At 34.1% G+C, this 26,041-nt stretch carries 27 protein-coding genes; 19 read left to right on the plus strand and 8 right to left on the minus strand.

The genetic code is table 11. From position 1 onward, the window contains the following. The first annotated feature begins 43 nt into the window (after positions 1-43). From ABDW27_RS03830 to ABDW27_RS03860, 7 genes are all read left to right on the plus strand, one after another. Complete coding sequence (locus ABDW27_RS03830) at positions 44-2,224, plus strand: T9SS type A sorting domain-containing protein (RefSeq protein ID WP_144219270.1); 2,181 nt, start codon at positions 44-46, stop codon at positions 2,222-2,224. Positions 2,225-2,500: 276 nt separating this feature from the next. Next, positions 2,501-3,238, plus strand: coding sequence for a T9SS type A sorting domain-containing protein (locus ABDW27_RS03835; protein ID WP_276174779.1), 738 nt, complete (start codon positions 2,501-2,503; stop codon positions 3,236-3,238). A 269-nt stretch (positions 3,239-3,507) separates the two neighbouring features. Further along, positions 3,508-4,794 (plus strand): Ig-like domain-containing protein, encoded by a 1,287-nt coding sequence (locus tag ABDW27_RS03840; protein ID WP_276174780.1) that lies wholly within the window; start codon positions 3,508-3,510, stop codon positions 4,792-4,794. 124 nt (positions 4,795-4,918) lie between these two features. Further along, entirely contained in the window at positions 4,919-5,191 is a 273-nt protein-coding gene (locus tag ABDW27_RS03845) for a hypothetical protein (RefSeq protein ID WP_144219267.1), read from the plus strand. Positions 5,192-6,100: 909 nt separating this feature from the next. Further along, the gene (locus ABDW27_RS03850; protein WP_343694648.1) at positions 6,101-6,283 is read left to right on the plus strand and encodes a hypothetical protein; all 183 of its coding nucleotides are present in this window, start codon (positions 6,101-6,103) and stop codon (positions 6,281-6,283) included. A 217-nt stretch (positions 6,284-6,500) separates the two neighbouring features. Next, positions 6,501-7,472, plus strand: coding sequence for an SDR family NAD(P)-dependent oxidoreductase (locus ABDW27_RS03855; protein WP_343694649.1), 972 nt, complete (start codon positions 6,501-6,503; stop codon positions 7,470-7,472). Positions 7,473-7,520: 48 nt separating this feature from the next. Next, a complete protein-coding gene (locus ABDW27_RS03860) occupies positions 7,521-8,003 on the plus strand; it encodes a CinA family protein (protein ID WP_343694650.1) in 483 nt (160 codons plus the stop codon). A gap of 71 nt (positions 8,004-8,074) precedes the next feature. Here ABDW27_RS03860 and ABDW27_RS03865 read toward each other — a convergent pair whose 3' ends face one another. Further along, complete coding sequence (locus ABDW27_RS03865; protein WP_343694651.1) at positions 8,075-8,272, minus strand: hypothetical protein; 198 nt, start codon at positions 8,270-8,272, stop codon at positions 8,075-8,077. Positions 8,273-8,540: 268 nt separating this feature from the next. Here ABDW27_RS03865 and ABDW27_RS03870 point away from each other — a divergent pair, with 268 nt between their 5' ends. Continuing rightward, the gene (locus tag ABDW27_RS03870) at positions 8,541-9,020 is read left to right on the plus strand and encodes a hypothetical protein (RefSeq protein ID WP_343694652.1); all 480 of its coding nucleotides are present in this window, start codon (positions 8,541-8,543) and stop codon (positions 9,018-9,020) included. Further along, a complete protein-coding gene (gene ligD, locus ABDW27_RS03875) occupies positions 9,007-11,574 on the plus strand; it encodes a DNA ligase D (RefSeq protein WP_343694653.1) in 2,568 nt (855 codons plus the stop codon). Before ABDW27_RS03870 ends, ligD begins: the two co-directional genes overlap by 14 nt. Here the strand turns inward: ligD and ABDW27_RS03880 are convergent. The 4 genes from ABDW27_RS03880 to ABDW27_RS03895 form a co-directional block, all read right to left on the minus strand. After that, positions 11,566-12,345, minus strand: coding sequence for a Ku protein (locus ABDW27_RS03880; protein ID WP_343694654.1), 780 nt, complete (start codon positions 12,343-12,345; stop codon positions 11,566-11,568). The genes ligD and ABDW27_RS03880 overlap by 9 nt on opposite strands. A gap of 328 nt (positions 12,346-12,673) precedes the next feature. Next, on the minus strand, positions 12,674-13,042 hold the full coding sequence (locus ABDW27_RS03885) for a DUF4440 domain-containing protein (protein ID WP_343694655.1): 369 nt from the start codon (positions 13,040-13,042) through the stop codon (positions 12,674-12,676). A 33-nt stretch (positions 13,043-13,075) separates the two neighbouring features. Then, positions 13,076-13,585, minus strand: a complete 510-nt coding sequence (locus ABDW27_RS03890; protein ID WP_343694656.1) for a PRC-barrel domain-containing protein — start codon at positions 13,583-13,585, stop codon at positions 13,076-13,078. Between the two features lie 76 nt (positions 13,586-13,661). Then, positions 13,662-13,829: a hypothetical protein gene (locus tag ABDW27_RS03895; protein ID WP_343694657.1), complete on the minus strand. Its 168-nt coding sequence runs from the start codon at positions 13,827-13,829 to the stop codon at positions 13,662-13,664. 252 nt (positions 13,830-14,081) lie between these two features. On the opposite strand from ABDW27_RS03895, the gene ABDW27_RS03900 reads away from it, so the two are divergent. Beyond that, a complete protein-coding gene (locus tag ABDW27_RS03900) occupies positions 14,082-16,076 on the plus strand; it encodes an ATP-binding protein (RefSeq protein WP_343694658.1) in 1,995 nt (664 codons plus the stop codon). Between the two features lie 16 nt (positions 16,077-16,092). Here ABDW27_RS03900 and ABDW27_RS03905 read toward each other — a convergent pair whose 3' ends face one another. Beyond that, positions 16,093-16,794: a response regulator transcription factor gene (locus tag ABDW27_RS03905; RefSeq protein WP_343694659.1), complete on the minus strand. Its 702-nt coding sequence runs from the start codon at positions 16,792-16,794 to the stop codon at positions 16,093-16,095. Beyond that, positions 16,791-18,146: a HAMP domain-containing sensor histidine kinase gene (locus ABDW27_RS03910; protein ID WP_343694660.1), complete on the minus strand. Its 1,356-nt coding sequence runs from the start codon at positions 18,144-18,146 to the stop codon at positions 16,791-16,793. The genes ABDW27_RS03905 and ABDW27_RS03910 overlap by 4 nt, the downstream gene beginning before the upstream one ends. Positions 18,147-18,289: 143 nt before the next feature. On the opposite strand from ABDW27_RS03910, the gene ABDW27_RS03915 reads away from it, so the two are divergent. The 5 genes from ABDW27_RS03915 to ABDW27_RS03935 all read left to right on the plus strand — a co-directional run bounded on the left by ABDW27_RS03915 (position 18,290) and on the right by ABDW27_RS03935 (position 22,958). After that, entirely contained in the window at positions 18,290-18,979 is a 690-nt protein-coding gene (locus ABDW27_RS03915; protein ID WP_343694661.1) for a TlpA disulfide reductase family protein, read from the plus strand. A 152-nt stretch (positions 18,980-19,131) separates the two neighbouring features. Next, entirely contained in the window at positions 19,132-19,698 is a 567-nt protein-coding gene (locus tag ABDW27_RS03920; RefSeq protein WP_343694662.1) for a Crp/Fnr family transcriptional regulator, read from the plus strand. 441 nt (positions 19,699-20,139) lie between these two features. Next, a complete protein-coding gene (locus tag ABDW27_RS03925) occupies positions 20,140-20,910 on the plus strand; it encodes an antibiotic biosynthesis monooxygenase (RefSeq protein WP_343694663.1) in 771 nt (256 codons plus the stop codon). A 47-nt stretch (positions 20,911-20,957) separates the two neighbouring features. Then, complete coding sequence (locus ABDW27_RS03930) at positions 20,958-21,752, plus strand: type 1 glutamine amidotransferase domain-containing protein (protein WP_343694664.1); 795 nt, start codon at positions 20,958-20,960, stop codon at positions 21,750-21,752. A gap of 96 nt (positions 21,753-21,848) precedes the next feature. Then, a complete protein-coding gene (locus ABDW27_RS03935; RefSeq protein WP_343694665.1) occupies positions 21,849-22,958 on the plus strand; it encodes an alkene reductase in 1,110 nt (369 codons plus the stop codon). Positions 22,959-22,961: 3 nt separating this feature from the next. On the opposite strand, the gene ABDW27_RS03940 is transcribed toward ABDW27_RS03935, so the two are convergent. Continuing rightward, positions 22,962-23,537 (minus strand): Crp/Fnr family transcriptional regulator, encoded by a 576-nt coding sequence (locus ABDW27_RS03940; RefSeq protein ID WP_343694666.1) that lies wholly within the window; start codon positions 23,535-23,537, stop codon positions 22,962-22,964. A 215-nt stretch (positions 23,538-23,752) separates the two neighbouring features. Here ABDW27_RS03940 and ABDW27_RS03945 point away from each other — a divergent pair, with 215 nt between their 5' ends. Genes ABDW27_RS03945 through ABDW27_RS03960 form a run of 4 tightly spaced genes read left to right on the plus strand, consistent with a single transcriptional unit; the run spans position 23,753 to position 26,036 of the window. Beyond that, positions 23,753-23,974: a 2TM domain-containing protein gene (locus ABDW27_RS03945; protein WP_343694667.1), complete on the plus strand. Its 222-nt coding sequence runs from the start codon at positions 23,753-23,755 to the stop codon at positions 23,972-23,974. Positions 23,975-23,986: 12 nt separating this feature from the next. Further along, complete coding sequence (locus tag ABDW27_RS03950; RefSeq protein ID WP_343694668.1) at positions 23,987-24,553, plus strand: cupin domain-containing protein; 567 nt, start codon at positions 23,987-23,989, stop codon at positions 24,551-24,553. Between the two features lie 16 nt (positions 24,554-24,569). Next, a complete protein-coding gene (locus ABDW27_RS03955; protein ID WP_343694669.1) occupies positions 24,570-25,124 on the plus strand; it encodes a hypothetical protein in 555 nt (184 codons plus the stop codon). 57 nt (positions 25,125-25,181) lie between these two features. Then, positions 25,182-26,036 carry an alpha/beta hydrolase gene (locus ABDW27_RS03960; RefSeq protein WP_343694670.1) on the plus strand — a complete coding sequence of 285 codons (855 nt, stop codon included), beginning with the start codon at positions 25,182-25,184 and terminating at the stop codon, positions 26,034-26,036. The last annotated feature ends 5 nt before the right edge of the window (positions 26,037-26,041 follow it).

The following is a 26,041-nucleotide window of genomic DNA, read 5'->3' on the forward strand; positions in this document are numbered from 1 at the left end:
ACAGACTTTCTAATACAAGCTATTTTTATACTCTCAAAATACCATGAAAAGAAACAAACGAATAGTGTTTCGTTACGCCATACTACTAGCGTGTGCCTTTCCTACTTATGCGCAAGTAAATGTAAATCTAAAACTTAACGTGAAACATTCCGTAGGAGGCATCTCTACTTTTGATCGTTCAAAATTCATAACAACGCATGCCAATCAAACAGAAACTGAATGGGATGGCGATAATGTTTCGCCCGATTTAAGAAATGAATTTTTAAATGGCCTAGATGTGTACCTAGGAAGAGATACAGGAGGAATTACTTATGTATTAAAAAATCAATTAAATCAAGATCCTGCCAGACCTGGTTTTGCGAATCCTACTCAAATCACTTCTCTAGGAAATTACAGTAAAAGTCAATATGCCCAAAAAACCAACCTTCATCAATACGAAAATAGAAAGAGTTTAGTTTTATGTGCTCAATTGCATCCGTTTTGGACTGGAACAGATCATCAACCCACTAATTCTGGCTGGTATTTAGCCAATGCCACTGCAACGGGTGAATATATGGGGCGTTACATCAACGCATTTAGTGGTGATGGAATTACAGGGCAAAAGAAACCCACTTATGTTGAAGTAATAAACGAACCTGATTATGACCTTTTAGGAGGATTAAAAGAATACACTAAATCGATAAAAGATATAGCCGACTTTCATAATGGTGTTGCTGATGCCATTAGAGTACAGGTCCCAAACGCTAAAATCGGGGGTTACACCAATGCCTTTCCTGAATTTGAAGTAGGAAATTTTCAGCGTTGGAACAATCGCGATAAATTATTTATGGACGTTGCCGGAAGCAAAATGGATTTTTGGTCTTTACACCTTTATGATTTTTCATCGATCAATAACGGAAAAAAACAATTGCGTTCCGGGAGCAATATTGAGGCTACTTTTGATATGATGGACCAGTATAGCGTAATGAAATTTGGTGTTACTAAACCCTATGTAATCTCAGAATACGGAGCTCAAACTCATGATTACAATAACAGTCAATGGAGTTCTTATAGAGATTGGTTGATTTTAAAAGCCATGAATTCCCAATTAATGGCTTTTCTTGAAAGACCCAATACTATTGATTTTGCTATTCCATTTGTAGTTACCAAAGCGGAATGGGGAATGTATAATGGAGTTCCATATTCTCATCGTTTGATGCGAAAAGCAAATGAACCAGCGAGTTATACCGGACAATGGGTTTATACGGACTTGGTAAAATTTTATCAATTATGGAAAAATGTTAAAGGTACACGAGTATATAGTAAGACGGATAATTTAGATGTTTTAACCAATACCTATATCGATGGTAATAAGGCTTATGTGATTCTAAACAATTTAAACTTCCAAGCAACTAAAGTAAACTTAAACCTTTTTAACATCAACAATACTGCCATTACAAGCATTAACAAAAAACAATTAACTCTTATAAATAACTTCGCTACACTAGAAGAAAGTACTGTGCCATCACCACTAACATCAGTTACACTAGGTGCCGAATCAACTATTATTTTAGAGTATACCTTTGCCAATGCCATAACAATTAATGAAACTTGCGACGAAACTAAATATTTTGCAACGACCTATTTGCAACCTATTAGCGCAAATCAGCCTATTAATTTTAGTGTAAATGGCGTTCAGAAAAGCACTTATGGAGATGCCGTATTAAGAATTGGTTTAGGAAGAGATCATGGACAATCTTTAAGTCCGATTGTCAAAGTGAACAATACTATTATCCCTGTGCCAACTAACTTCCGCGGTTATGACCAAGCAGAAAGAGATCGATTTTTTGGCGTTCTAGAAATTCCAGTGCCTTATAATCTTGTTACTGCAAATAATCAAATAGCAGTACAATTACCTGACACAGGTGGTCATGTGAGTTCAGTAGCATTACAAGTATATAATTTTAGTACTAATCTGTTATCAGTAGATCCAAAAACTTTCGAAAACGACAATACAATAACAATTTATCCTAATCCAGTTATTGACACCCTAACAATCAAAAATACGTATGCAAACGAATCAAACTCGACTGCAATGATATATGATGGTGCTGGGAAATTAGTAAAAAAAGAAATCCTTAGTAGTGCTAGAATTAATGTGAGTTCACTTTCAGAAGGGATTTATTATATCGTTTTTTTAAAAGAAAACAAGAAAATAGGGGCAGCAAAGTTTATTAAAAAGTAAAACACTCAATACTTTCTGTCCAGAACCATTTAGTTATCCCCTTCCCCTTAACTAAGAACTATTTGCATGATTTTTTCAAGCGTTTAACGAGTATAATAAAAAAACTTATAATTCATGGGAAATGTTTATATAAATAGTAGTTTACTTTCATTATAGTCTAGTTTTTGTCGAGTAACAAATTTACTTAAAAGAAAATTTAAACAATAATCTTACGAAAGAATAAAAGCATATACGCCATGCTTTTCTCAAAATATTAACAACTAAAACAAAAAAACCATGAAAAAAATTACATTATTATTAATTATGTTTGGCTTAAGTATAAGCACTACAAATTTGACTGCACAAGTTTATTATTCTACAACAATGAACGGAGGCAATACCTATGTTTCTAAGCCAGGTAGCTTTGCTGGTTATGCCTGGGGCGGAATTCCTAACTATACTTTTGATAATACAACTGCCAAAACAATAACTATTGAAATTACTAATTTTGACGCTACTAATCCTTCAGTTGGTAATACTATATATATAAATTTCTCTAGATCTGGTTTCGGAATAGCACCATTGGGTTGGGGTTCAGATAATTTAACTGTTTTAAAAACTTTATCCGCAGCAGACTTTACCAATGGAGCCGCAACTGTTGTTATCAGTTTACCTACTGGCACATTACCTATAGCTGAAACTCCTGGCTATGTACAAGGATATAATTATATTCTGCAAATTGTTGGATCTAATCCTTCAACCGATCAAAATTATGTAAATTACGTAGTAGGTGTAACGGAAACTTTAAGTACAAAAAAAACAAACAGAAACACTGTCGCTTTTTACCCAAATCCAGCTACTGAAGTAGTTACTTTTAATGCTGACTTAGAAACTAAAACTTATAAAGTCTTAAGTATGTCAGGTGCCCTAGTAAAAGAAACAGCAGCAACTAGTTCATTAAATGTATCGGATTTATCTAAAGGAACCTATATCATCGCTACAGATGCAGGTTCTGGAAAATTAATAAAAGAATAATTTCTAAATTGGTCTTTAACCACATAGCTCTGATTCGGTAATTAGAACTAAGAGGTTAAAGACAATTTGGTTTTAAAATAAAATAGCGAAATTCTAAACTACTTAAAAAATAGCACTTCATTCATTTGTCAAAAAGTGCTTAAAATTAACAAAACCAATTTTGTACTACTAAACTATAAATATAATAATCCTAAAATACGAAGCGAAATTCTTATATTTTCAACAATAAAAAAATATCCTTTTAGGATTAATTAGTTAAATTAAATAAAATGATTTTTAAACACGCCCTTACAGAAAAAACAAAATTTTTACTTATAGCTATAACATCTCTAGTGTATCTATGTAGTTGTAGCAGCAATAGTTCTGAGTCAGACATTATTCCTGATTACTCCAAACCTACAGCTCAAGACGATGTCCTTGTTGTTGATGAAAACAGCAGCACTGGAACTTCCAATCAGGTAAATGTTTCTTTAAATGATAATATCGGTCAAGATGGAGGTAAAGGAGATGATTATAGCCTATTATCTACTGCTAGCAACGGTACTGTAATAGAAGTTAAAGACGGTATTTTTGAATATGTTCCAAAAATAAATTTTTACGGATCCGATAGTTTTTCGTATACCTTAACAGATAAAAATGGAGACAAAGCAACTGCAAAAGTAAACATAACGATTAATACCCTAATTAAAGGCCTCACTGCAGAAGATTTCAAAAACATAGATCCAAATTATCCTTCATTTGTTTCAATTACAAATACAACTCCATCTGACATGAAATGGGTGAAGCAGGAAGACATGTCTGATGAATTTACAGCTTGGGATGCTACAAAATGGTATAAATCTACATGGAATTACGGTATACCCGTTTTCATGTCAACATCAAATAGCAACTCTGGTGTTACTGATGGTAATTTATGGATAAAAGCAACTTTAAACGAGAGTAATCCTGATGGAAGATGGTTTCAAACTGCTAGAATACATTCAAGAACTAAAATTAGCTATCCAATGTATACTGAAGCAAGAATAAAATCGGCTCATATTTCTGCATATAATACCTATTGGTTAAACAATGGAGACTCTTATAATAGGAATGAAATCGACATTATTGAGAATAATTCAAAACCATCATGCGGTTGTCAACCCAATTTTCCCACCCAAATGAATTCACAATATTTTCATGCTGATTCGGGAAAAACGCCAGGAGAAATTAGAAATTATGGAAACTTCAATCAAAGTGGTTTACTAGACGTAAATCCGTTGAAAGATGTAAAATGGAATGAAGATTACCATACGTTTGGAGTATGGTGGAAAGATTCCAAAAATATTCAGTTCTATTTAGATGGTGAGCCTGCTGGTAGCGTGGTGGTAGGTGTAGACAAATCTGGAAAAACCTATACCGATCGCGAGTTTACTAGAGATTTAGAAATCATTTTTGATTTATGGACGGCTGATGAAACGTGGTTAGGCGGATTAGCTTCAAAATCAGATCTGAATGATAATAGTATCAATACCATGAAAGTGGATTGGGTTAGAACTTGGAAACTTGAAAAAGACTGAGCGCTCATTCTTTGTCTTTTTCTTGTCAAAAGAAAGTCAACCATATTGCCTAATTTATCTAACAGACATTATTGAGAATAATTCAAAACCATCATGCGGTTATCAACCCAATTTTCCCACCCAAATGAATCCACAATATTTTCATGCTGATTCGGGAAAAACGCCAGGAGAAATTAGAAATTATGGAAACTTCAATCAAAGTGGTTTACTAGACGTAAATCCGTTGAAAGATGTAAATTGGAATGAAGATTACCATACGTTTGGAGTATGGTGGAAAGATTCCAAAAATATTCAGTTCCATTTAGATGGTGAGCCTGCTGGTAGAGTGGTGGTAGGTGTAGACAAATCTGGAAAAACCTTTACTGGACTTGATACTATTTCTGCGACAAAAAGTTAAGGTGGCCTCAATGAAAATTAAGAAAAACGAATTATCTACTTGAACTGAAATGAATCTTCTTTCTGACACAAAAAGCCAATATAATTCAATTCTATTTAAATTACTTAAAAGGTAATAAAATATTTGTCGCAGTTTGTAATAAAAAGGTTTACTTTTGTATTAGAATCAATTAAGAATTACAACTTAAATTTAAACGGATAATTTGCTCCGGAACTTTTCAAAATGCATAAAAACGCATAAAAAGTCCGTGGCAGAATCGTGGCGCAAAACAGAAAAAATATTAGAAATGCAGTATAAAAGCGGGACGCAGAATTTTTGTTCGAATCCCTCTTTCACCGCGGTTGACTTAAAAGGAAACTTTTCAAAAGTCTTCAAAAAGCCAAAATTTATGGCAGCCCTGTATTTAAAAAATTTATAATATATTTGTTAAACACAAAGAATAATAGAACTGCATGTTAATTCGTTAATTTTTAAAGTTTTGTGCATGATTTAATATTGAAATAGTAAAAATTGAATTTGGTGCAAAATCGGTGCACAGAGGTTCAAGACATAAATAAAAGTGGCATTGACAGCGGTTTCAAGCTTAAAGTTCGAATCCTGCTCTCCCCACGGAAATTAAAACCTGCAAATCTGATTTGCAGGTTTTTTTGCTTTTAGGCCACATCTTCAAAATTTATAAAATACTCACAACAAATAAACTTCAGAATCGGTACACTTTGCTGCCACATTTTTCTAACATTTTGTGATTAGTAACTGAGTTTAAATTTGCCGTGACTATCTGTTGTTTTAAAATCGTTAAAAAACTGAAATACAATAACCTAAACATGTAAATTTCATAAAATCAAGAACCCGAGATGTAATATTCACGATATGATACTTTTTAACTTTACTCATCTAAAAAATCATACGATGAAAACTACAATTAATTCTACCCGACATACCTGCCCTATTTCCCAAAATCAGCATTTCATAGATGAATACGGCAATCTTATCTGTCTTAAATCTTATAAAGGTGATTGGGGAGACTGGGACGAAAAAGTGCCATGTACTGCTGATTCAGATACATTAAAAACGGAATCTGCCGCGGAATAAATAATTTTCAGGCATAATCATAGAAAAGAAAATATGTATGCTTCAAATAAAAATCAGTTCTATAGCACAAGGACATCAAATAAAAAAAAGCTGCTACAGACTTGTTTCTTCAAGAACAGATGAAAAGTCCGCTCCTGCCCTAATCAAACCTATCACTGCAGGTATGAAAAATATTTAATTGAAATATAGTCCTGCGCGATTTTAAATAAAAAAAGAAATGGAAAATGGAAAATATAATTTAAAAGGAAAAACGGTGGTAATAACCGGAGCAAGCAGTGGTGTTGGTCGTGCGGCTGTTGAAGCATTCGCCGAGCAGGGGTGCAATATTGTAGCCGCTGCCCGAGGCTCAAAAGGCATTGAAGAAGTAATTCAATATTGTACAAGCGTAAACATTAAGGCTGTAGGGGTTTCAGCCGACGTATCTATTGCTCAGGATGTAGAAAGGATAACTCAAGAGGCTTTGGCAATAAATGGAAAAATTGATATCTGGGTGAACAATGCCGGAGTGATGGCCAGCGGTAAATTTGAAGAAATCCCAATGGAAATTCACCAGCAGGTTATTAAAACCAATCTGTTTGGATATATGCACGGAGCCTATAATGCCATTAAAGTTTTTAAAAATCAGAACTACGGTATCTTAATCAATAATGTGTCTATCGGCGGTTTTATGCCTGCTCCTTACAGTGCTGTTTATTCTGCTGCCAAACACGGAATTAGAGGAATGATGGAAGGCTTGCAGGGTGAAATAGCAAACCATAAAAACATTCATATCTGTAATTTATATCCACAGCTTCAGAATTCTACTGGTAATCTTCATTCTGCTAAATACTCAGGTTTTGACATGAATATCTCCCCTATTGCTTCAGATCCGCGAGACACTGCCGCTGTAATGGTCTCCGTTGCAATGCATCCTAAAAAAGATGTTTTCCCCGATTTCAAATCCGCAGCTATTACAAACACTTATAAATTATTTCCAAAACTAATTAACAACGGTGCATCGGCAATAGTTCGCATGAAAATGAATAGCAACAAGGATAAGAAAAATGATTCTGGAAATATACTGACTCCTTCTAAAGAACCTCTTCGTATTCACGGCAAATTGCCTGTAAAAAATACGCACAATCTTGCTTATGCTGTTATTGCCGGAATTGGAATCAGCACAGCTCTTATTTGGGCCGCAAAAAAATAAAAGCCTTTTCTTAATTTTTATTCAAATATCTTAGAATCTAAAATTATTATGCCTTCAGAAATAGTATCAAAATGCGCAGAAACTTTAAAAAGAAAAAAATACAATATTGCTTTTGCCGAGAGTATGACCGCCGGTCGCATGGCTGCTGAATTTTCACTGACTGAAAATTCGGGAAATGTACTTTTGGGCAGCATTGTGTGCTATGATGTAATTGTAAAAGAAAAGATAATGGATATCCCGCATGCCCTTATTGAAAAATATACTCCCGAATCTTCTGAGGTAACAAAAGAACTGGCAGAGAAAGCAGCCATATTGTTTTGTAGCGACTTTACGGCTGCTATTACCGGACTGGCTTCAGCAGGTGGCAGTGAAACCGAAGAAAAGCCGGTAGGAAGCATTTTTATACATCTTATTACTCCGATGGGAGCTCTGGCGCATAATGAGGTATTTTCTGGAAATCCGGAAGAAATCGTATCGCAGACAATTGACAGAACCGCAGAGTTGATCTTGGCTGAACTTGAAAAATGTTAATACAGAAAATCATAAAACATTTGAAATCTTATAAAAAACGTCCCTAAATAGTATTTAGGGACGTTTTCATTTTACTGCTTTTTCTCTTGATTGTTAAGCTTATCATCAAAATCCGGATCTTGGCCTTTAAACTTATGAGTATTGCTGTCATAGTTTTCATCATTGGTTAAAACTTCATCATGATCTTTATACTCGTGTTTTCTCATATCTCTTCTATTATCAGATCCGTCTTTCTTTACGGGATTCTGATTTTGGTCATTTGTTTTCATAATTATAGTTTTAAAATTTTATACTTTAATTGTATTATATATTTCCCTGTAGATTTCAGGGAAGAATTTTGTAAGCAGTATTACAAAGTTAGATTCCCACGTAATAAAAGCCGTACACAATTAAATTCAAGGTTTACAATATTTACACTTAAAAACATTTGAAAAACAATCACTTACTTGTAATTATATAAGTTCATCATTTTAATAGTATAAATAAAAAAAAGGTTTGGGTTGTAAATTTGTTAGAACTCATTAAAACCGCAGGATCGTGATTTACACTATTTTACAAATACTATTAGTCTCAATAGGTGCTACCTCAGCCATGACCTGGTTTAGCTATGCTATGTCTAGAAATTTCAGGGAATTGTATAAAGAACCTGTTCTTTTAGCTTACGCTATTGATAAGATGGGAATTAATGTTTCAGCTCAGTCCGCACGAATCTGGGGATGGCTTTCACACTATTTGATAGGATTTTTATTTGTGGTGGGCTATCATCTTTTGTGGCTGAATTATCCGGATCTTATGTCGCCAATTGGTGTTTTGGTGCTGGGAGCAGCCAGCGGAATAATTGGCATATTGAGCTGGGTTCTTATATTTAAAATGACACACTATCAGCCTCAAATTGATTTTAAAGGCTATTATATCCAGTTGTTCTTCGCTCATATGATATTTGCTATCGTTGCAAGAGTATTGTACTCTCTTATACTAACACTTTTAATATTTACTAAAGCCTATGTCACTGTCTAAATACAACCAAAAAAGGGATTTTAAGCAAACCCGTGAACCTAAAGGTAAAGCTGTAAAATCGGCAGGAGAATTGATTTTTGTGGTTCAGAAACATGCTGCCTCTCATCTTCATTATGATTTCAGGCTGGAGATGGACGGTGTTCTTAAAAGCTGGGCCGTTCCTAAAGGGCCTTCGATGGATCCTGAAGTAAAACGCCTTGCGATGATGGTAGAAGATCATCCGTACAGTTATAAAGATTTTGAAGGGACCATTCCTGAAGGAAATTATGGCGCCGGAAATGTAATTGTATGGGATAACGGCACTTATACATCTGACGAAAAAACTGATAACAACGAAAAACAATTACTTAAAGATCTTGAGAAAGGAAGACTCAGTTTTGTATTGAAAGGAAAAAAACTAAAAGGTGAATTTTCTCTGGTAAAGCTTCACGGAAAACAGGAAAATGCATGGCTGCTTATCAAAAAGCAGGATAAATATGCAGCAGAGGAAGATATTTTGGAAAAAAATAAATCTGTAATTTCTAAAAGAACTTTGGAAGAACTGGAGGAAAATGCAAAAAAAACAGCTGAAAAACCCAAAGAACAGAAGACTTCTCCAGCGGTAAAAAAAAAGCCTAAAGAAAAAATAGAACCAGCACACTTTATTAAACCCATGCTTGCAGGTACCACCGAAAAGCCTTTTGATGATGAGCAGTGGGTTTTTGAAAATAAATATGACGGATACCGCACAATTGCTGTTGTAAATCCTCATAAAACCGAACTATACAGCCGTAATAAAATATCTTTTGACACAGCATTTAAAACTATTGCAGACGAACTGGCTAAAATAGATCATACCGTGGTTCTGGATGGAGAAGTTGTTGTTGAAGATGCTGGTGGCAGAACCGACTTTCAAATGCTTCAAAATTATCTTAAAACCGGCATTGGGAATTTAAAATATTATGTTTTTGATCTGTTGAACTTAGATGGCAACGACCTTACGGAATTATCCTTGCTAGAAAGAAAAGAGCTTCTTAAAATCTTATTCAACAAATATTCATTTTCGAATATTTTCTATTCTGAACATACTGTTGGAAACGGAATTGAACAGTTTGAAAAAGCAAGACAGCAAAAAAGCGAAGGGATAATTGCCAAAAAAGCGGATAGCCATTATCTCGCATCAAAAAGAAGCAACGAATGGCTTAAAATAAAACTTTCGAATGAAGAAGAAGCTATTATCATAGGTATTACCGAACCTAAAAATTCACGAAAATTCTTTGGAGCATTACTTTTGGGGCAATTCAATGGAAAGCAATTACAGTACATTGGTAAATGCGGAACAGGTTTTACTGAATCTGTTTTAAAAGAACTTTATGAAAAACTCACGCCTTATTTTACTGAAACATCTCCGCTTAAGGAAAAAGTACCATTAAGAGATAAAATTCAATGGGTAAAACCTAAACTGGTCTGTCAGGTTAAATATTCAGAATGGACACAGGATCAGCATTTGCGGCATCCGGTCTATCTGGGCTTAAGGATAGATAAAAAAGCAACTGAAGTACAACTTTCATCTAATAAGGATAAAAATACCAATACAACACTTAAACAGGGAAAAAAGGAAGAATTAAAAGAGCATAAAACGGAAAATGATTACGATGTGAAAATTGGAAAAACGACCCTGCATTTAACCAATCAGGATAAAATTTATTTCCCAAAAGACGGCATTACAAAAGGAGAAATTCTTCAATATTATGATGAAGTTTCGACTCTGATACTTCCTTATTTAAAAGATCGTCCCGAATCAATGAACCGTTTTCCGAACGGGATCGAGGCGCCTAGTTTTTATCAGAAGGATATTGATCTGGACAAAACACCAAAATGGCTGAAAACAAAGAAAATTTATTCAGAATCAAATGATGAAAATATTGATTATTTAATCTGCAATAATAAAGAAACACTGCTTTATATGGCAAATCTTGGATGTATCGAAATGAATCCCTGGAATTCGACTATTCATCACATTCAAAATCCAGACTGGCTGGTTATAGATCTGGATCCTGCAAAAGAATCCGATTTTCCTATTGTGGTTCAAACTGCCCAGACTGTAAAAGAGGTTATGGATGAACTTGAAACTGAATGTTTGTGCAAAACTTCCGGAGCGACCGGGCTTCATATTTATATTCCTCTTGGTGCGAAATACGATTATGATTCTATTAAAATACTGGGAGAATTACTGGCTAGAGAAATTCAGGGAAGACTTCCGGATATTACGACAACCGAGAGAAGCATAAAAAAGAGAAAAAACAGATTATACATTGATTATCTTCAAAACCGACGCGGGCAAACACTTGCAGCACCCTATTCTGTTCGTCCGAAACCAGGCGCAACTGTTTCAACACCGCTGGAGTGGAGTGAAGTCACAGAAAAATTACATCCTTCACAGTTTACGATAAAAAATGTTTTAAAACGTTTTGAGAAGAAAGGTGATTTATGGCAGCTTGTTCTTTCAACTGGTGCCAATATTAAAAAGATTATTAAGAAACTGGAAGAAAAACAGGAAACAGCTTTAAGATGATTTTTTCTTTTTTGCTTCTAAACTTGCTTTCAGCATCGACATTAAATCATCACTTTGTTTGTGAACTACTTTAAGTTTAGGAGAAGTTTTACTGACTTTTCCTTTGGCTTTCTTTTTAATAATTTCCAAAAGCTTCGCAGTATATTCATCTTTAAAACCTGTAATGTCGAATTTTTCTGTAAGCTGGTCGATAAGCTTTTCAGCCATGTCCATCTCTTTAGTAGCTTTCTTAGAAACAGGCGGCAGTTTCAGTTCGCTTGTAGGTCGAATTTCCTGCTCAAAACGAATTCGGTTCAGCACAATTACATCATTATAAGGCTTTAAAATAGCAAGACTTTCTTTGTTTCGTAATACAAAACGGGTAACTCCTACTTTGCCTGAAGCCTGCAATGCATCACGAAGCAAACCATACGCATTCATCGCGCCTTTGTCTGGTTCCAGATAATAAGGCTGTTCATAATAAATACTCTGGATTTCACTTTCAAGAACAAAGCTCTCAATAGCAATAGTTTTAGTTTTAATAGCGTCGGCCGCTTCAAAATCAGAATCTTCGAGTATCACGTATTTATCATTAAGTTTATATCCTTTAACAATACTGGCAAAATCGACTTCTTTGCCTGTTTCTTCGTTAACACGTTTGAATTTGATATTAGCATGGTCTTTTTTATCCAGCATATCCATATCCAGACTGCTCTCTTCTATTGCTGAAAACATTTTAATTGGAATATTTATCAATCCAAAACTCACCGAACCTGTCCATATTGATCTCATAATCTTAGTTTTTAAATTTTATATTAAATTTAAAAAACAGTGCTGTTTTTATTTTACAATTTCATGGGAAGGTTTTATAAAATACCTATTCGAAATTTGCCTCATAAATAAGATTTTAAACATGTTGAATTACATACAAATTGTGTAAAACAAAAAAACCTGCAAGTTCGAATTGCAGGTTTTTGTTTTTATATTCTTTGTTTAAAAGGCAGCTGGCCGGCGCCTAAAGGTATTATAATTAACCCATATTTCAGAACAAACCATCCAGACAATCCCGCCAGTCACCTTCAAAAATTGTGAGTATTGATTTTATTTGATTGAAGTGTTATTAAGCTGACAATTCAGCTTCGGTGTGAAGAACACAAACCCATTGATCATTCTCTTTTACCCATGTAGAAGTGCAGGCACACTTCATTGATTTTTTTTGACGGGTATCTTCTAATTCGATAACATAAGCCGTTACTGCATTGTCTTCAGTTAAATTTTGAGAATTCACATCAGAAAAACCCAGTACTTTTATCTTATCTCCATCACCTGATTCAAACATTTTTTTAAAATTGGCTTCATCTACACTATGAACACCATTTTTACCAGCAATTATACAAGGAAAATGAGTAAGGCTTTTTACTGTTTCATATTCATGATTTTCCATTCCCTGCCAGTATTTTTTTTCCAATTCAAAAATCTTCGTTTCCATAATTACTCATTTTTTATTATTCAAACCGTTGTATTATCTGTTTTCAAATTCTCTTCGGTTATAAAAAGTGTCATCTTCATTGTCACGATCAAAGCTGGAATCATGCCCAGGATAATAAGACTTCATCACATTTCTTTCATAATTTCGATCAAAATTATATTGTCTGTCATATCGGCTTGTATTTCTAAAAGTTTCATATCCTATTCCGTTTGCCATGACAATTTTTGTGTCTTTGTTTATGTTTACAGATCCAATTGGTATTATAATATGGCTGTTACCATCTTTATAAATAAACTCTTTGTCATTGTCGTTAGCAATAACATCATGTACTTCTTTACTGTCTTCTATTAATGCTTTATCTACTTTTACATCTAAATAAATAACACGCTGCATATCTTTATTTACCCAAAGATTATCTATAGTACCTATAGTACGGTTTTCAGCATCTACAATTTTCCATCCTCTAACATCTGAATAATTAGAAGCAATTTTATAATCCGGAAGCTCATCCAGTCTGTATAGATTTCGTTCTTTAGTTTCCATATTTTTTTTCTTTAATGTTCTAAATATTTTTCTGAGTTCTAATGCAGCTTGTTTTTGTTCTGCATCATTGCCCTCGTTAATTTCCTATAGTATCTGTACTTACACTATTTTCTATTTTTGTATTACTTTCACTTTGTGTATAGTTATCTCTCAAAAAAACATAATATACAAGTGCTGAGATTAAAAGGATTGCTACAATCCATGGCCAAACCGGCTTTTTTTTCTCAATTTTAATTTCTGCCATAACGCATTATTTTTTGATTACACATTTTTTAACTTATAGATAAAGTTACAACCGGGAATTTGCTCATCAGGTATTTAATTTCTGTAAGAATTTATAAAATTCCCAGTAAGCTATTAAACAGCACATTACAAAAAGTGATTCAGTTAAATAAAATGCGATTTTCATTATCTTAAAATTATATAACAACATAATTATCAGAATATAAGTAACTATAATTCAGTTTTTTGTAACTTAACAGTTAATTTATCTGTAATGATTAATGTCCCGAAATCAATTCCTTATACTGAATCACAGCGTCTTGAAGTTTTAAAGCGTTACAATACAATACTGGAAACACTTCCAGACCATGCTTTTGAAGATGCCACAGCTTTGGTATCTTACATTTGTGAAGTACCTATTGCTTATATCGCTTTTGTTGATGAAAATCGCCAGTGGTTCCGCTCCGAAATAGGACTCGGTTTTTCAGCAGTGCCGCGTGAGATCACTTTCAGCCGTTATACTATTCAGGATTCTAAACTTGTCGAAATTCCTGATACTTTGCTAAGTGAGCGTTTCAAGGAAGATCCTGATGTAACAGGCGGTCTAAAAATAAGATTTTATGCAGGAGTTCCACTTACAACTCCGGAAGGCGTTCCTGTAGGCGTTTTGTGTGCGGCAGATCATAAACCAAGACAATTAAATGAAAATCAGCGTCGTGCATTGCTTATTGTTGCCCGTCATATCATAACTACCCTGGAACTCGGAACAAATAACAGTGAACTGGAACGCCAGAAAAAAATTGCCGAAAGCGCCGTTATGACCAAAGAGAATTTTTTAGCTAACATGAGCCATGAAATTCGTACACCATTAAACGCTATAATTGGTTTTACCGAACTTTTAGCAGGAACAAAACTTGATGAACAGCAGCATACGTATGTTCAGGACGTGCAGACTGCGGGAGAAAACCTGCTGTTGATTGTGAATGATATTCTGGACTTGTCTAAAATTGAATCGGGCGGGCTCACTCTGGAGAAAAAACCTTTCGATCTAAAAAAGGCCCTGAGACATGTATATGATCTTCTGAAAGTAAAAGTTCAGGAGAATGTAGAATTCAATCTTTATCTGGATGCCGAACTTCCTGAAATGATATCTGGTGATCAGGGCAGATTAAATCAGATTTTGGTAAATCTGGCCGGGAACGCCCTTAAATTTACCAGTGAAGGCGAAGTAACAATTTCTGTAAAAAATACTGCAGAAACAGATGATGCTTATCTCATTCGTTTTTCTGTGAAAGATACTGGGATTGGAATCTCTAAACAGCACCTTACCACTATTTTTGAACGCTTTACCCAAGCCGAAGAAAGTACAACCCGAAAATTTGGAGGTACAGGACTCGGACTGAGAATTGTAAAACAGCTTGTTGAACTACATGATTCGAACATACAGGTTAAAAGCCGTGAAGGGATGGGATCTGAATTTCACTTCACAGTAACTTACAAAAAAACATTCGAAGAAAAAGAGGAACCAAAAATACTGCCTGTCAATGATCTAGGCAGACTAAAAATATTACTTTGTGAAGATAACCGCCTAAATCAAAAACTGGCTCAAAATGTAATCGAAGGTTTTGGTTTTGAACTTGATACTGCGGAAAATGGCGATCAGGGTATTGAACTGCTTTCTAAAAATCAGTATGATCTGGTATTAATGGATCTTCAAATGCCTATTCGAGACGGTTATCAAACTACGCATTACATTCGTAACAACATGGGCGATACTATTCCTATTATTGCCATGACGGCTCACTCACTTGCCGGGGAACAGGATCTATGCCTAAATGCCGGAATGGATGGCTATGTACCTAAACCTTTTAAACAGCATGAATTGCTGGAAGCTATTAAAATTGCTTTAAAAAAAGAACGCCGTCCTGCTAAAACTCCGAAAGCTGATTTATCTGATATTGAGGAAACGGATCGCATAAAACCCGGCTGGAAAAAAGAAGTTACTTCTCAGTTTATCAAGAGAGCACCAGCCGAAATTCAGGAGCTTCAAAACGCTGTGAAAAATTCTGATTTTCGCTCGGTTCTTCACACGGCAGAACAACTTCAGGTATGGCTGCATCTTTTTCTGCTTGATGGTCTTAGTAAAGAACTTTCTGTAATTGAAGAACAAGCCCGCAAGAAAAAGTTCACCGCAGAAACGGCAGACAATCTCGACATACTAAAATGCAGTATTCAGGAAATTATAAAAGAACTGCACAACACATTTTAAAAAGCTATGTCATTTTTTAATCAATCAATTTAAATCCTTTATTCCTGATATTCAGAATTTCTACAGCAGGGTCGGCACTTAAATATTTTCGGAGACGTGTGATGTAAACATCCATACTTCTTGCTGTAAACGGACTATTATCGCCCCAAAGAAGTAACAAAGCTTTATTGCGATCTAATAATTGATTTTTATTTTGGATGAGCAAATCCAATAATTCTGATTCACGCTGCGAAAGATTAACCGATTTGCCGTCAATTGTCAATTCTAGTCTATGAAGATTAAACTGAAAATTTCCCACTTTTATATTTTTGTCTGAAGTTATGGGATTATCTTCAGCTGAATGTATATATTTTCGTCGAATTAACTTTTGTATTCGCAGAATAAGCTCTTCCATACTAAAAGGCTTTTTCATATAATCATCAGCGCCAATTTTTAATCCTTTTAAAACATCTGTGATTTCATTTTTCGCAGTAAGAAAAATGATTGGCGTCAGCTGATCTACTATTCGAATGTCTTCTACAAGCGAATAGCCGTCTTTTCTCGGCATCATAATATCAATAATACAAATGTCCGGTTTCTTTCTCTGAAATAACTCCCAGCCTTCTATTCCGTTTTTGGCAATTGTAAAACTAAACCCTCGCAGTTCAAGGGTTTCTTTAATGATAGTCGATAGTACTTCTTCATCTTCTACCAGCAAAACGTGAATTACTTCATTCATAATGGAAATTTAATAATAAAGGTTGTACCAAATTCTAAACGGCTGTTTACAATTATTTCGCCCGAAAGTAAACTAACGAGTTCTTTAACATAACTCAAACCAATTCCGTAACCTTTTACATCATGCAGGTAGCCAGATGTAATTCTGTAAAATTTATCAAAAATCAAAGGCAGGTTTTCTTCACTTATTCCTTTGCCTTTATCCTGAACTTCGAGCTGCCAGTATTTTGACGAACTCAAAACTTTCACCATAATTTCAGGAGTATTGGAACTATATTTCAAAGCATTATCTATAAGATTGGTCAATATGCCATCAATCATATCTTTATCCGTAAGAATGGTTTCATTTTCTAATTCGGTGCTAATTGTAATCTGATTATGATCATTTACACAAAATTTTTCTACTATGCTTCTTACTAACTCATCAATATTTACATGAGTTAAATTTACATATTTTACGCCCAATTCATATCTCGTTATATCTAAAAGGCGATCTATATTGTAATCCAGTTTGTTTAAAACATCTGCATTAATTTTTAAATAACGATTTGTTTTCTCCGGATTAGCCGCTTCTCCAAACTGTAATAAAGCTTCGTTAGTTGATTTAAGAATAGAAATTGGTGTTCGCAATTCGTGCGTAATATTGCTTATAAAATTATTCTTTTTTAAATCCAGTTGTTTTTGTCTGTAAATTATCAATCCCAAATAGCAAAGACTTCCTCCGCTTAGAATAATCAGAATTATAGATATAGAAATCGGAATTATGTTATTTAAAAGAAGAAATTTTTCTGTTTTAAAAAGTCTCGCTTCAATTACCCAGTTTTTCTCACTTGTTCCTAAAGGAACGCTTACCTCATCTTTAGAATCTAAAACCTCTTTTTTTTGTAATGACAACTTATAGTTAATAGAAATTTTTTCTTTGTCGAGTTCTTTTCTAAAATCTTCACTTACTAATTTCAAATCAACATTTTGTTTATTTGATGAAGCTATTAATTTCACCAAAAACAAACGTACACTTGCGAGATTTGCTGTATCAATTTTTAAAGGCTGCATTCCAATTTTAACCGGTCCTGTCGTTTTTGGAAGATTATTTTTAAAGTTTACATTTTCTTTCTTATCATCAATAACCTCACTTATGATGGATAAATAAGGATCGGCATTAGATAAGCTCATAGGAGTTCTAACCTTTTCTAAAAAATACAAATCAACACTTCGCTGCAGCGCATTTTTGACTTTCACCTGAAAATTCGCCTGACTTTCCTGATAGGTTCTGTAAACCCAGAAAAGCTGAAATAGTAAAATACTACAGGCCGTGATAGAAGTGATTAGGATTATTTTAAACTGATTTTTCATAGCAAATGATTCTATACAAATATATCTCATTTTGGTAATCGGCCGACTCAGTTAACACTAGTTAACATTGGTTAAGAAGGCTTTAACCTCCACGCAGAAGATTAGAACTACTTTTGACTTGTACAACTGAAACAATAGAAATCATGAATAATAAAAAACTTTTAATGTGTGCGGCTTCCTGTTTACTTTTTGTAAATATGAAAGGTCAGACTTCAATTGCAGAAAATGCTTCAAAAAAGTCAATTCAGTTTATTTTGCCAGATGGAAAAGTTCTTAAAAATCTCGACAGCCTTCAAAATGCTTGGGGAAAAGATCAGATACTTTTTAAGCATAATGAAGAAGATGACAAAAATGGCGTAATACATCTTGTAAAGAAAACTTCAGAATTTAAAAATCAGGAATCTAAAAGCAAAAAAGCTTTAGCAGAAATGCTTAACACTCCTGCTCCGCAATTTGAGCTTAAAGATCTTAATGGCAAAATTTGGTCTTTAAAAGAACTTCAAGGCAAAACGGTAGTTTTAAATTTCTGGTTTACCTCTTGTGCTCCCTGTATTAAGGAAATTCCGGAACTTAATAAATTAGTAAATGAATATAAAGAAGTTGTTTTTCTTGGAATTACTTTCAACACTCCCGAACATGTAGAAGCATTTCTAAAAAAACGAGCTTTTAATTACGTTCAATTACCAAATGCAGATGAAATAATTAGTAAGTATAATATCTTCTATTTCCCAACTAGTTTTGTAATTGATAAAAACGGGATTATTAAAGGCGTCCTTGAAAAAAGTGACAACATATATCAGGATTTAAAAACCATCATCGATAAAGAGAGTTAAAAAGGAGACTCAGAATTTTAAAATCATTTTCATTCAAAGTAAAAAAAGATTTATTTTTAATAATTGTATTTGAAAAACAAAATTGTAATTATTTTAATTTTAACTTCACTTACACTTTATTAATAAAGGCCGACATTAATTTTTTACTACTTATGAATGAACTGCGAAAACATATTGAGGAAGTTACGCCGCTCACGGATGAAGAATTTGATTATATAAAAACATTTTTTACTGAGAAAAAAGTAAAAAAACATCAATATCTTCTTCAGGACGGAGACAAAGTTTCTTCTGAATATTGGATCATTAAAGGTATTTTTCGGGCTTTTTATATTGATAAAGAAGGAAAAGAACATATTGTGCAGTTTGCCTTAGAAAACTGGTGGCTCTCTGATTATAATGCTTTTTTTAATGAAAAGGAATCTGATATTAATATTGTTTGCATGGAAGATGCAGAAATTTTATGTCTTACACTTTCCGGAAGAGAAAAAATAGCATCAGAACTTCATAAAATGGAACACTTTTTTAGAATGAAACTGACCAAAGGTTACTCTGCACAGCAACGCAGAATAGTTTCGCTTCTATCAAATAATCCGAAAAAAAGATATGAGGATTTTGCGAGTCTTTATCCAAACATTATGCAAAAAATACCTAAAAAATACATCGCTGAATATCTGGGAGTAAGCCGGGAAACTCTAAGCAGATTGTATTCTAATCATTAAAACTATTTTTTTAAGTATAATCTCATCACTTATTTCTTAGTAAAATCAATGTTATTTGTTTAAAAAACAATAAACATTTAATTATCAACACGTTATACTTAAAAATTCTTAGTATATTTATTGATCCCTACATGCCATTTCCCAAATTAAAATTTTTTTTTCTTAACCCAAGTCAATGATTCCAAAAGAATCGCAGGCCTACTTTTGCCTCATAAAATCATCAGAATTAACAGCTAAGTTTCAATTCTGATTTTAACCCCAAAATCTTTAACTGCTTTACATCTAAAGGCTTGTTTTAAAAATGTGATTCAAATCACACTTTTAAAGTGAGTTGACGCAACCTGTAGTTTTTACAGTTGACGGAACTTTGTCTTGAAAGTAAAGCTAATTACAGATCACAAATTTTGTTTAAAGAATTCAACCAATTAAAAAATAAAAATTATGAAAACAACAGCTTATAAATCAATTTCAAAAAAAGCACTAGCCGTTGCAGCGTGTACTTTTTCTCTAATTACAGGAAATACAAATGCTCAAAATTCCTATAGAATAAAAACAGGAAATGTAACAAAAATAACGTCTAAACTAACCCAATATGAAGTAAATGAACAAAATACAACAGAAGTTCGCAAAGCATTGACAGATTATGTAACAGCATCGATTTCATCAAAAGACAACATTATGGCCGAAGCTTTTTATGAGCAGGACAAAACCAATGTTTTATGGCTGATTGAAAGATGGAACGGAAAACAACAATTGGAAAATTTCAGCAAAAAAGCTCCGGCAAAAGCATTACAGTCTTTAACTGAAAAATTAAAAATTTCTCCTAAAATCTATTATGTAAAAGATTTAGAGCCTTTAACTAAAGAACAATGGCGAAAAACTTCTAAAAAGGAAGACAACCAACTGGTAATAATGCTTTTTGTTGACGGGAAAAAAGGAACCGAACAAAATTTTAAAGACACCTATCATATTGCCATGCCCCAATTTCGCAGCGAGCCCGGCGTAGTAACGTATCAGCTTTCTGAAATTGAAGGAGATGAAACACAATTTGTAACCTATGAAAAATTCAGAAGCAACGATGCTTTTCAGTATCACCTCAACTTTCCTCCTATTAAACCTGTAATAGAATATTTGGAAACGAGTATCAAAAAACCGCCTTTTCAAAACGGAATTCATAACCTAATAGAATTTGCACCGCTTACAAGAGAATAATTCACAAATATAATTTCAAATAATAAATAATTTAAACATTAAAAATCATGAAAAATTTAAAACAAATTATCGTAGCAAGTGCTTTAAGCGCAGTTCCAACTTTGAATGCAGAAGCACAATCTTTAGATCACAAATTAGATGTGATGAATAAATTAGCAACGCCTTCACATGTTTCTGTGATGCCTGTTTCACAATTATTGAATGCACCCGGAAACGAAGCTTTAAGAGATTTCTTTTTTAATCCTGTAAAAGACAAAACCGTTTTAAAAGGTAAAAAAATTGCAGTGCTTGCCGCAGATGGTTTTGAAGAAATAGAATTAACAGGACCAGTTTGGTACTTTAGAGAATTAGGCGCTCAGGTTGATATTGTAGCTCCTAAATACAATCCTGCTCCGGCAAGATATGGTTTAAGCGCTCCAGAAATGGCACAAACACATATTATGGCTATTCAATATTTACAGCCTGTTGGATGGATTAAATTTGACAGAACGGCCGATCAGATTAAAGTAAGTGATTACGATGCTGTATTCATTCCGGGTGGTGCGTGGAATCCTGATAATCTTCGTTATGACAAAGATGTTATCAAATTCATTCAGGATTTTAATAAATCAGGAAAACTAATTGCGGCTATTTGTCACGCTCCAGTTGTATTAGCTTCTGCTGATATTTTAAAAGGAAGAAAACTTACCGGATACTGGAACATTCAAATTGATCTTAAAAACGCAGGCGGAATCGTATCTGATCAGCCAGTAGTTGTAGATTCTAACATTATTACAAGCAGACACCCAATTGATGTTGCTGATTTTTCTAAAGCTGTTGAAAGCTGGTTAGCTAAAAAATAATTCATCCCATTACAATTAAAAAATAACGGAAGATGAAAATGATCTTCCGTTATTAAAAACAAAAATTATTAAATAGAATTTAGACTCTTAAAAACAATGAAAACAAATATTTTCGAACCCGTTACTCTTGGTTCATTACAATTAAAAAACCGCATTTCGATGGCGCCTATGACTAGAGCAAGAAATGCAGACGGAATTCCGAACAATGACAATGCAATTTATTACTCGCAGCGTGCCGGAGCCGGATTAATTATTACCGAAGGAACAGCGATTTCTGATACTGCAAAAGGTGTTCTGTATATTCCGGGTTTATATACTGCTGAACAAGTTGAAGGCTGGAAAAAAGTAACCAAAGCAGTTCACGAAAAAGGAAGCACCATTTTTACTCAATTATGGCACGTGGGCAGAGTTTCTCACACTTCAAATCAGCCAAACGGAATTGCTCCTGTTGGCCCATCAGATATTCAGGCTGAAACTTCTTATGCCTGGGGTTATGATGAAAACGGAAAAGAAGGTCCTGTAATTTCTTCTAAACCAAGAGCCCTTTCTACCAGCGAAGTAAAAGAAGTTGTGAATGATTTTGCAAAAGCAGCCAAAAATGCTCTTGAAGCAGGTTTTGACGGAGTTGAAATTCATGGTGCGAATGGATATTTGATTGAACAATTTTTAAATCCGTTTGTAAACAATCGTAAAGACGAATATGGTGGAACTATAGAAAACCGATCTCGATTTTTATTAGAAATTGTAGATGCTGTTATTGAAGTTCTTGGTAATGAAAAAACAGCAATCAGACTTACGCCTTACGGTGGTTTGGGAGATTTACCACATTATGATGAAATTGAAGCAACTTATCAATATCTGGCAAAAGAATTAACTAAAAGAAATCTGGCTTATGTTCATTTAATGGATCAGCAGTCTAAAGGAAGTCATGCTTTGCCTGATGGATTTTTGGAACGCTTTAGAAGCTGGTACGATGGTGTAATTATTCTGGCAGGAAGCATGACCCGCGAAAAATCTGAAAAACTAATTAATGCCGGAACTATTGATGTTGCTGGTTTTGGTGAACCTTTTATTTCAAATCCTGATTTGGCAGAACGCTTAGAAAACAATTGGGAATTGACTCCTCCAGATCGAAATTTATATTACGGTTTAGGAAATCAAGGTTATACGGACTGGAAAACGTATAAAGAACTACAATTACTTTAAATTTTATTTTCCAATCATTCTTTTGCGAAGTCTGCTTAGGGATTCTGGTTTAATACCAATGTAAGATGAAAGCTGATTCTGTGATACTAGTTGAAAAAGATAAGGTTCTTTTTTCAAGATGGTTTTATACCGTTCTTCGGGAGTTTGAAAATGAAGCATTTCTTCTCTTTCGATAATAATAAGGTAAGCAGATTCGGCTATTAATCTTCCAAATTTTGACCAATTTGGAGAACTGTTATACAAGTTTTCTACTTTTTCATATTCTAAAGCAATCACTTTCGAATCTTCCATCGCCCTGCAATAATACTGAGCTGTTCTCTGGGTAATAAAACTAGCAAAATCAACCAGAAAATCATTGGGTTTAGCAAACCTGCAGTTGATTTCGTTTCCTTTATAATCCACATAAAACATTCTAAAAAAGCCGCTTTCTATAAAATAGATATGCCGGCAGATTTCTCCTTGCTGTAACAAGTCTGTATCTTTTGAAACTTCCCTTCTTTCAATGATCGGAAGCATCAAATTATACTCTTCATCAGACATAGGAACAAATGATGTTATGACATTTTTAATAGCATCCATAGCAATACGTTAAGAGAAATAACTTGTTTAAAATTAGATTTTATTCTGCTAAATACAAAATTCTTTCTCTCTAAAAATCAACATTCGTTCTTAACCAAAGTCAATGACGTTACTGATTTTCCGTCTCTACCTTTGCCATGTAAATAAATTGAAAATCAATTAATTAAATATTTCATTTTAAAATAATCTATTACCAACGTTTAAAAAACTTAATCATGAAAACCAGATTTAACATCGACACTAAGACAAACAAAAATCTAAAATTAGGATTCAAAATTCATTTCCTTGTCTTTTTATTAGCAACCCCAATAATCTTTATTATTTGGTATTTAACAGACACTACTTATCCATGGCCTTTATGGTCTACATCTGCCTGGGCAGTTGGAGTTGTTTTTCACTATTTAGGTGTATATGTATTCAGAAAAAATAGAATCTAAAACGAAGAAACCATGGAAACAAATACAACATTCAGACGTATCGTAACCGGACATAATACAGAAGGTAAAGCGATTATTATTTCAGATGAAGTTCCAACAAGAACTTATATGGTTGGCGGACCAAACGGAGCCAAATTTCATGAGGTTTGGAACACGAAACAAACTCCTGCTTTAATTGATGCTGTTTCTCAAGATCCTGAAGAAACCGGACTTATTCTGGGGCCTCCAAAACAGGGAACAAGAATACGAGTTATCGATTTTCCGCCAGAAGGTGATGAAATACGAAATCTTACCAAAGAACAAGCTGCTGAGCATTTTAAAACCATGAACGGTGAGCACGCTTCTAAAGCGGGCGGAAATGCACCTCATCCTTTAATGCATAAAACAGAAACGATTGATTACGGAATTGTTCTGGATGGCGAATTAACCTTAATTGTTGACGAAGGTGAAACCACAGCAAAAGCAGGAGATATTATTGTGCAAAGAGGTACAAATCATGCCTGGAGCAATAAATCAGGAAAAGTATGCCGTGTTGTCTTCATCTTAATTGACGGGCAATTTGAAGAAAACCTTCGTTAAACCTAAACAAAATAGTATGCGAGTAAATCCTATAAACCCAGAAACAATGAACGAAGAAGTTCGATATGTACATGATGAAATTTTTAAACTCATTACAAACAGTCAGGGACCGGTTTCAATGATTAACGATGAAGGTGCTCTAACCGGTCCTTTTCCTCCCATGCTGCGTTTTCCTCAATTCGGAATTACGGCTTTAAGCTTTGTGCGTTCATTAGATAATCATGCATCGCTTCCTAAAAAAGTTCGGGAAGTGGCCATTCTTACGGTTGGTGCCGCTTTTGGCGCACGATTCGAATTGTATGCACACGAAATCATGGCCAGACATTTTGGTTTTTCTGCAGCAGCAATAGCATCACTGGCATCGGGAATTCGTCCGGCTGAGTTAAATCACGAAGAAGCCATCGCTTATGAAATCGCTTCTGTTTTAACAAAAGGGAGAATTATTCCAGACTCTGCTTATAATCTCGCAAAAGAAATATTAGGAGAAGAAGGTCTGGCCGAACTTATATTTTTAATTGGAGCCTACACCCTTCTTGCAACAGTTTTAAATGGTTTTGATGTGCTTTCCTAATTCATATAAGACATCCAATTTTATAAAAAATAAAAACAAATAATAAATTTTAAAACAATGAAAAAATCGAAAATTAATACTCAAAATTCCTTAAAAACAATTCCCAAACTTTTTCTGTTATTGTTTACAGCCATTGCAACTGCATCCTGTTCAAACGATGAAAATACACCCGATGCCAAAAAATCTCCAGTTGTACTTGTACATGGCGCATGGCAGGCATCTTATGTGTGGGACCAAACCGAAACTGATTTAAAAGCAGCTGGTTACAATGTTACGGTTGTAAAATTACCAGGACACGGTGACGATACAACTCCTGCTTATCAGGTTTCGTTTAAAGCTTATGTTGACGAAGTTAAAAAAGCTATTAACAGTTATAACGAACCTGTAATTTTAATTGGACATAGTTTAGGCGGCGCTGTTATTACGCAAACGGCTGCCGAAGTTCCTCAAAAAATAAAAAAATTGGTTTATGTGGCTGGTTTTATTCCACAAAGCGGAAAAAGTGTTTTAGATTATTCTCAAATGGACAAAGCATCACTTTTGCCTGCTTCTTTACAATTATCTGAAGATCAAACTTTAGCAGGAATTGTAAATCCAGAAGTTAATCTTCCTAAAATATTTTCTCAGGATGCTACAGAGGCTCAAAAACAGTTTCTTGTTGCAAAATACAAAGCCGAACCTACAATTCCGCTGGCAACACCTTTGACTTATAAAACTGAGGATTACAATTTAGCAGGCAAAAAATATTACATTTTTACAACAGCTGATCATACAATAACATATTCTTTTCAACAGGAAATGGCTAAAACTGCAGGTATTACCAATACTTATACGGTCAATTCAGGGCACAGTCCGTTTATATCTAAATCTCCAGAATTGACTAAACTTTTAAAAGAAATTATATCAAAATAAATAGT

Origin of the sequence: Flavobacterium sp., assembly GCF_039595935.1 — a bacterium.
GTDB lineage: Bacteria > Bacteroidota > Bacteroidia > Flavobacteriales > Flavobacteriaceae > Flavobacterium.

Bases quoted from the DNA above. Each gene is read 5' to 3' on its own strand.
- ABDW27_RS03830 (WP_144219270.1), top strand. From the start codon at position 44: ATGAAAAGAAACAAACGAATAGTGTTTCGTTACGCCATACTACTAGCG.
- ABDW27_RS03835 (WP_276174779.1), top strand. From the start codon at position 2,501: ATGAAAAAAATTACATTATTATTAATTATGTTTGGCTTAAGTATAAGC.
- ABDW27_RS03840 (WP_276174780.1), top strand. From the start codon at position 3,508: ATGATTTTTAAACACGCCCTTACAGAAAAAACAAAATTTTTACTTATA.
- ABDW27_RS03845 (WP_144219267.1), top strand. From the start codon at position 4,919: ATGAATCCACAATATTTTCATGCTGATTCGGGAAAAACGCCAGGAGAA.
- ABDW27_RS03850 (WP_343694648.1), top strand. From the start codon at position 6,101: ATGAAAACTACAATTAATTCTACCCGACATACCTGCCCTATTTCCCAA.
- ABDW27_RS03855 (WP_343694649.1), top strand. From the start codon at position 6,501: ATGGAAAATGGAAAATATAATTTAAAAGGAAAAACGGTGGTAATAACC.
- ABDW27_RS03860 (WP_343694650.1), top strand. From the start codon at position 7,521: ATGCCTTCAGAAATAGTATCAAAATGCGCAGAAACTTTAAAAAGAAAA.
- ABDW27_RS03865 (WP_343694651.1), bottom strand. From the start codon at position 8,272: ATGAAAACAAATGACCAAAATCAGAATCCCGTAAAGAAAGACGGATCT.
- ligD (WP_343694653.1), top strand. From the start codon at position 9,007: ATGTCACTGTCTAAATACAACCAAAAAAGGGATTTTAAGCAAACCCGT.
- ABDW27_RS03880 (WP_343694654.1), bottom strand. From the start codon at position 12,345: ATGAGATCAATATGGACAGGTTCGGTGAGTTTTGGATTGATAAATATT.
- ABDW27_RS03885 (WP_343694655.1), bottom strand. From the start codon at position 13,042: ATGGAAACGAAGATTTTTGAATTGGAAAAAAAATACTGGCAGGGAATG.
- ABDW27_RS03890 (WP_343694656.1), bottom strand. From the start codon at position 13,585: ATGGAAACTAAAGAACGAAATCTATACAGACTGGATGAGCTTCCGGAT.
- ABDW27_RS03895 (WP_343694657.1), bottom strand. From the start codon at position 13,829: ATGGCAGAAATTAAAATTGAGAAAAAAAAGCCGGTTTGGCCATGGATT.
- ABDW27_RS03900 (WP_343694658.1), top strand. From the start codon at position 14,082: ATGATTAATGTCCCGAAATCAATTCCTTATACTGAATCACAGCGTCTT.
- ABDW27_RS03905 (WP_343694659.1), bottom strand. From the start codon at position 16,794: ATGAATGAAGTAATTCACGTTTTGCTGGTAGAAGATGAAGAAGTACTA.
- ABDW27_RS03910 (WP_343694660.1), bottom strand. From the start codon at position 18,146: ATGAAAAATCAGTTTAAAATAATCCTAATCACTTCTATCACGGCCTGT.
- ABDW27_RS03915 (WP_343694661.1), top strand. From the start codon at position 18,290: ATGAATAATAAAAAACTTTTAATGTGTGCGGCTTCCTGTTTACTTTTT.
- ABDW27_RS03920 (WP_343694662.1), top strand. From the start codon at position 19,132: ATGAATGAACTGCGAAAACATATTGAGGAAGTTACGCCGCTCACGGAT.
- ABDW27_RS03925 (WP_343694663.1), top strand. From the start codon at position 20,140: ATGAAAACAACAGCTTATAAATCAATTTCAAAAAAAGCACTAGCCGTT.
- ABDW27_RS03930 (WP_343694664.1), top strand. From the start codon at position 20,958: ATGAAAAATTTAAAACAAATTATCGTAGCAAGTGCTTTAAGCGCAGTT.
- ABDW27_RS03935 (WP_343694665.1), top strand. From the start codon at position 21,849: ATGAAAACAAATATTTTCGAACCCGTTACTCTTGGTTCATTACAATTA.
- ABDW27_RS03940 (WP_343694666.1), bottom strand. From the start codon at position 23,537: ATGGATGCTATTAAAAATGTCATAACATCATTTGTTCCTATGTCTGAT.
- ABDW27_RS03945 (WP_343694667.1), top strand. From the start codon at position 23,753: ATGAAAACCAGATTTAACATCGACACTAAGACAAACAAAAATCTAAAA.
- ABDW27_RS03950 (WP_343694668.1), top strand. From the start codon at position 23,987: ATGGAAACAAATACAACATTCAGACGTATCGTAACCGGACATAATACA.
- ABDW27_RS03955 (WP_343694669.1), top strand. From the start codon at position 24,570: ATGCGAGTAAATCCTATAAACCCAGAAACAATGAACGAAGAAGTTCGA.
- ABDW27_RS03960 (WP_343694670.1), top strand. From the start codon at position 25,182: ATGAAAAAATCGAAAATTAATACTCAAAATTCCTTAAAAACAATTCCC.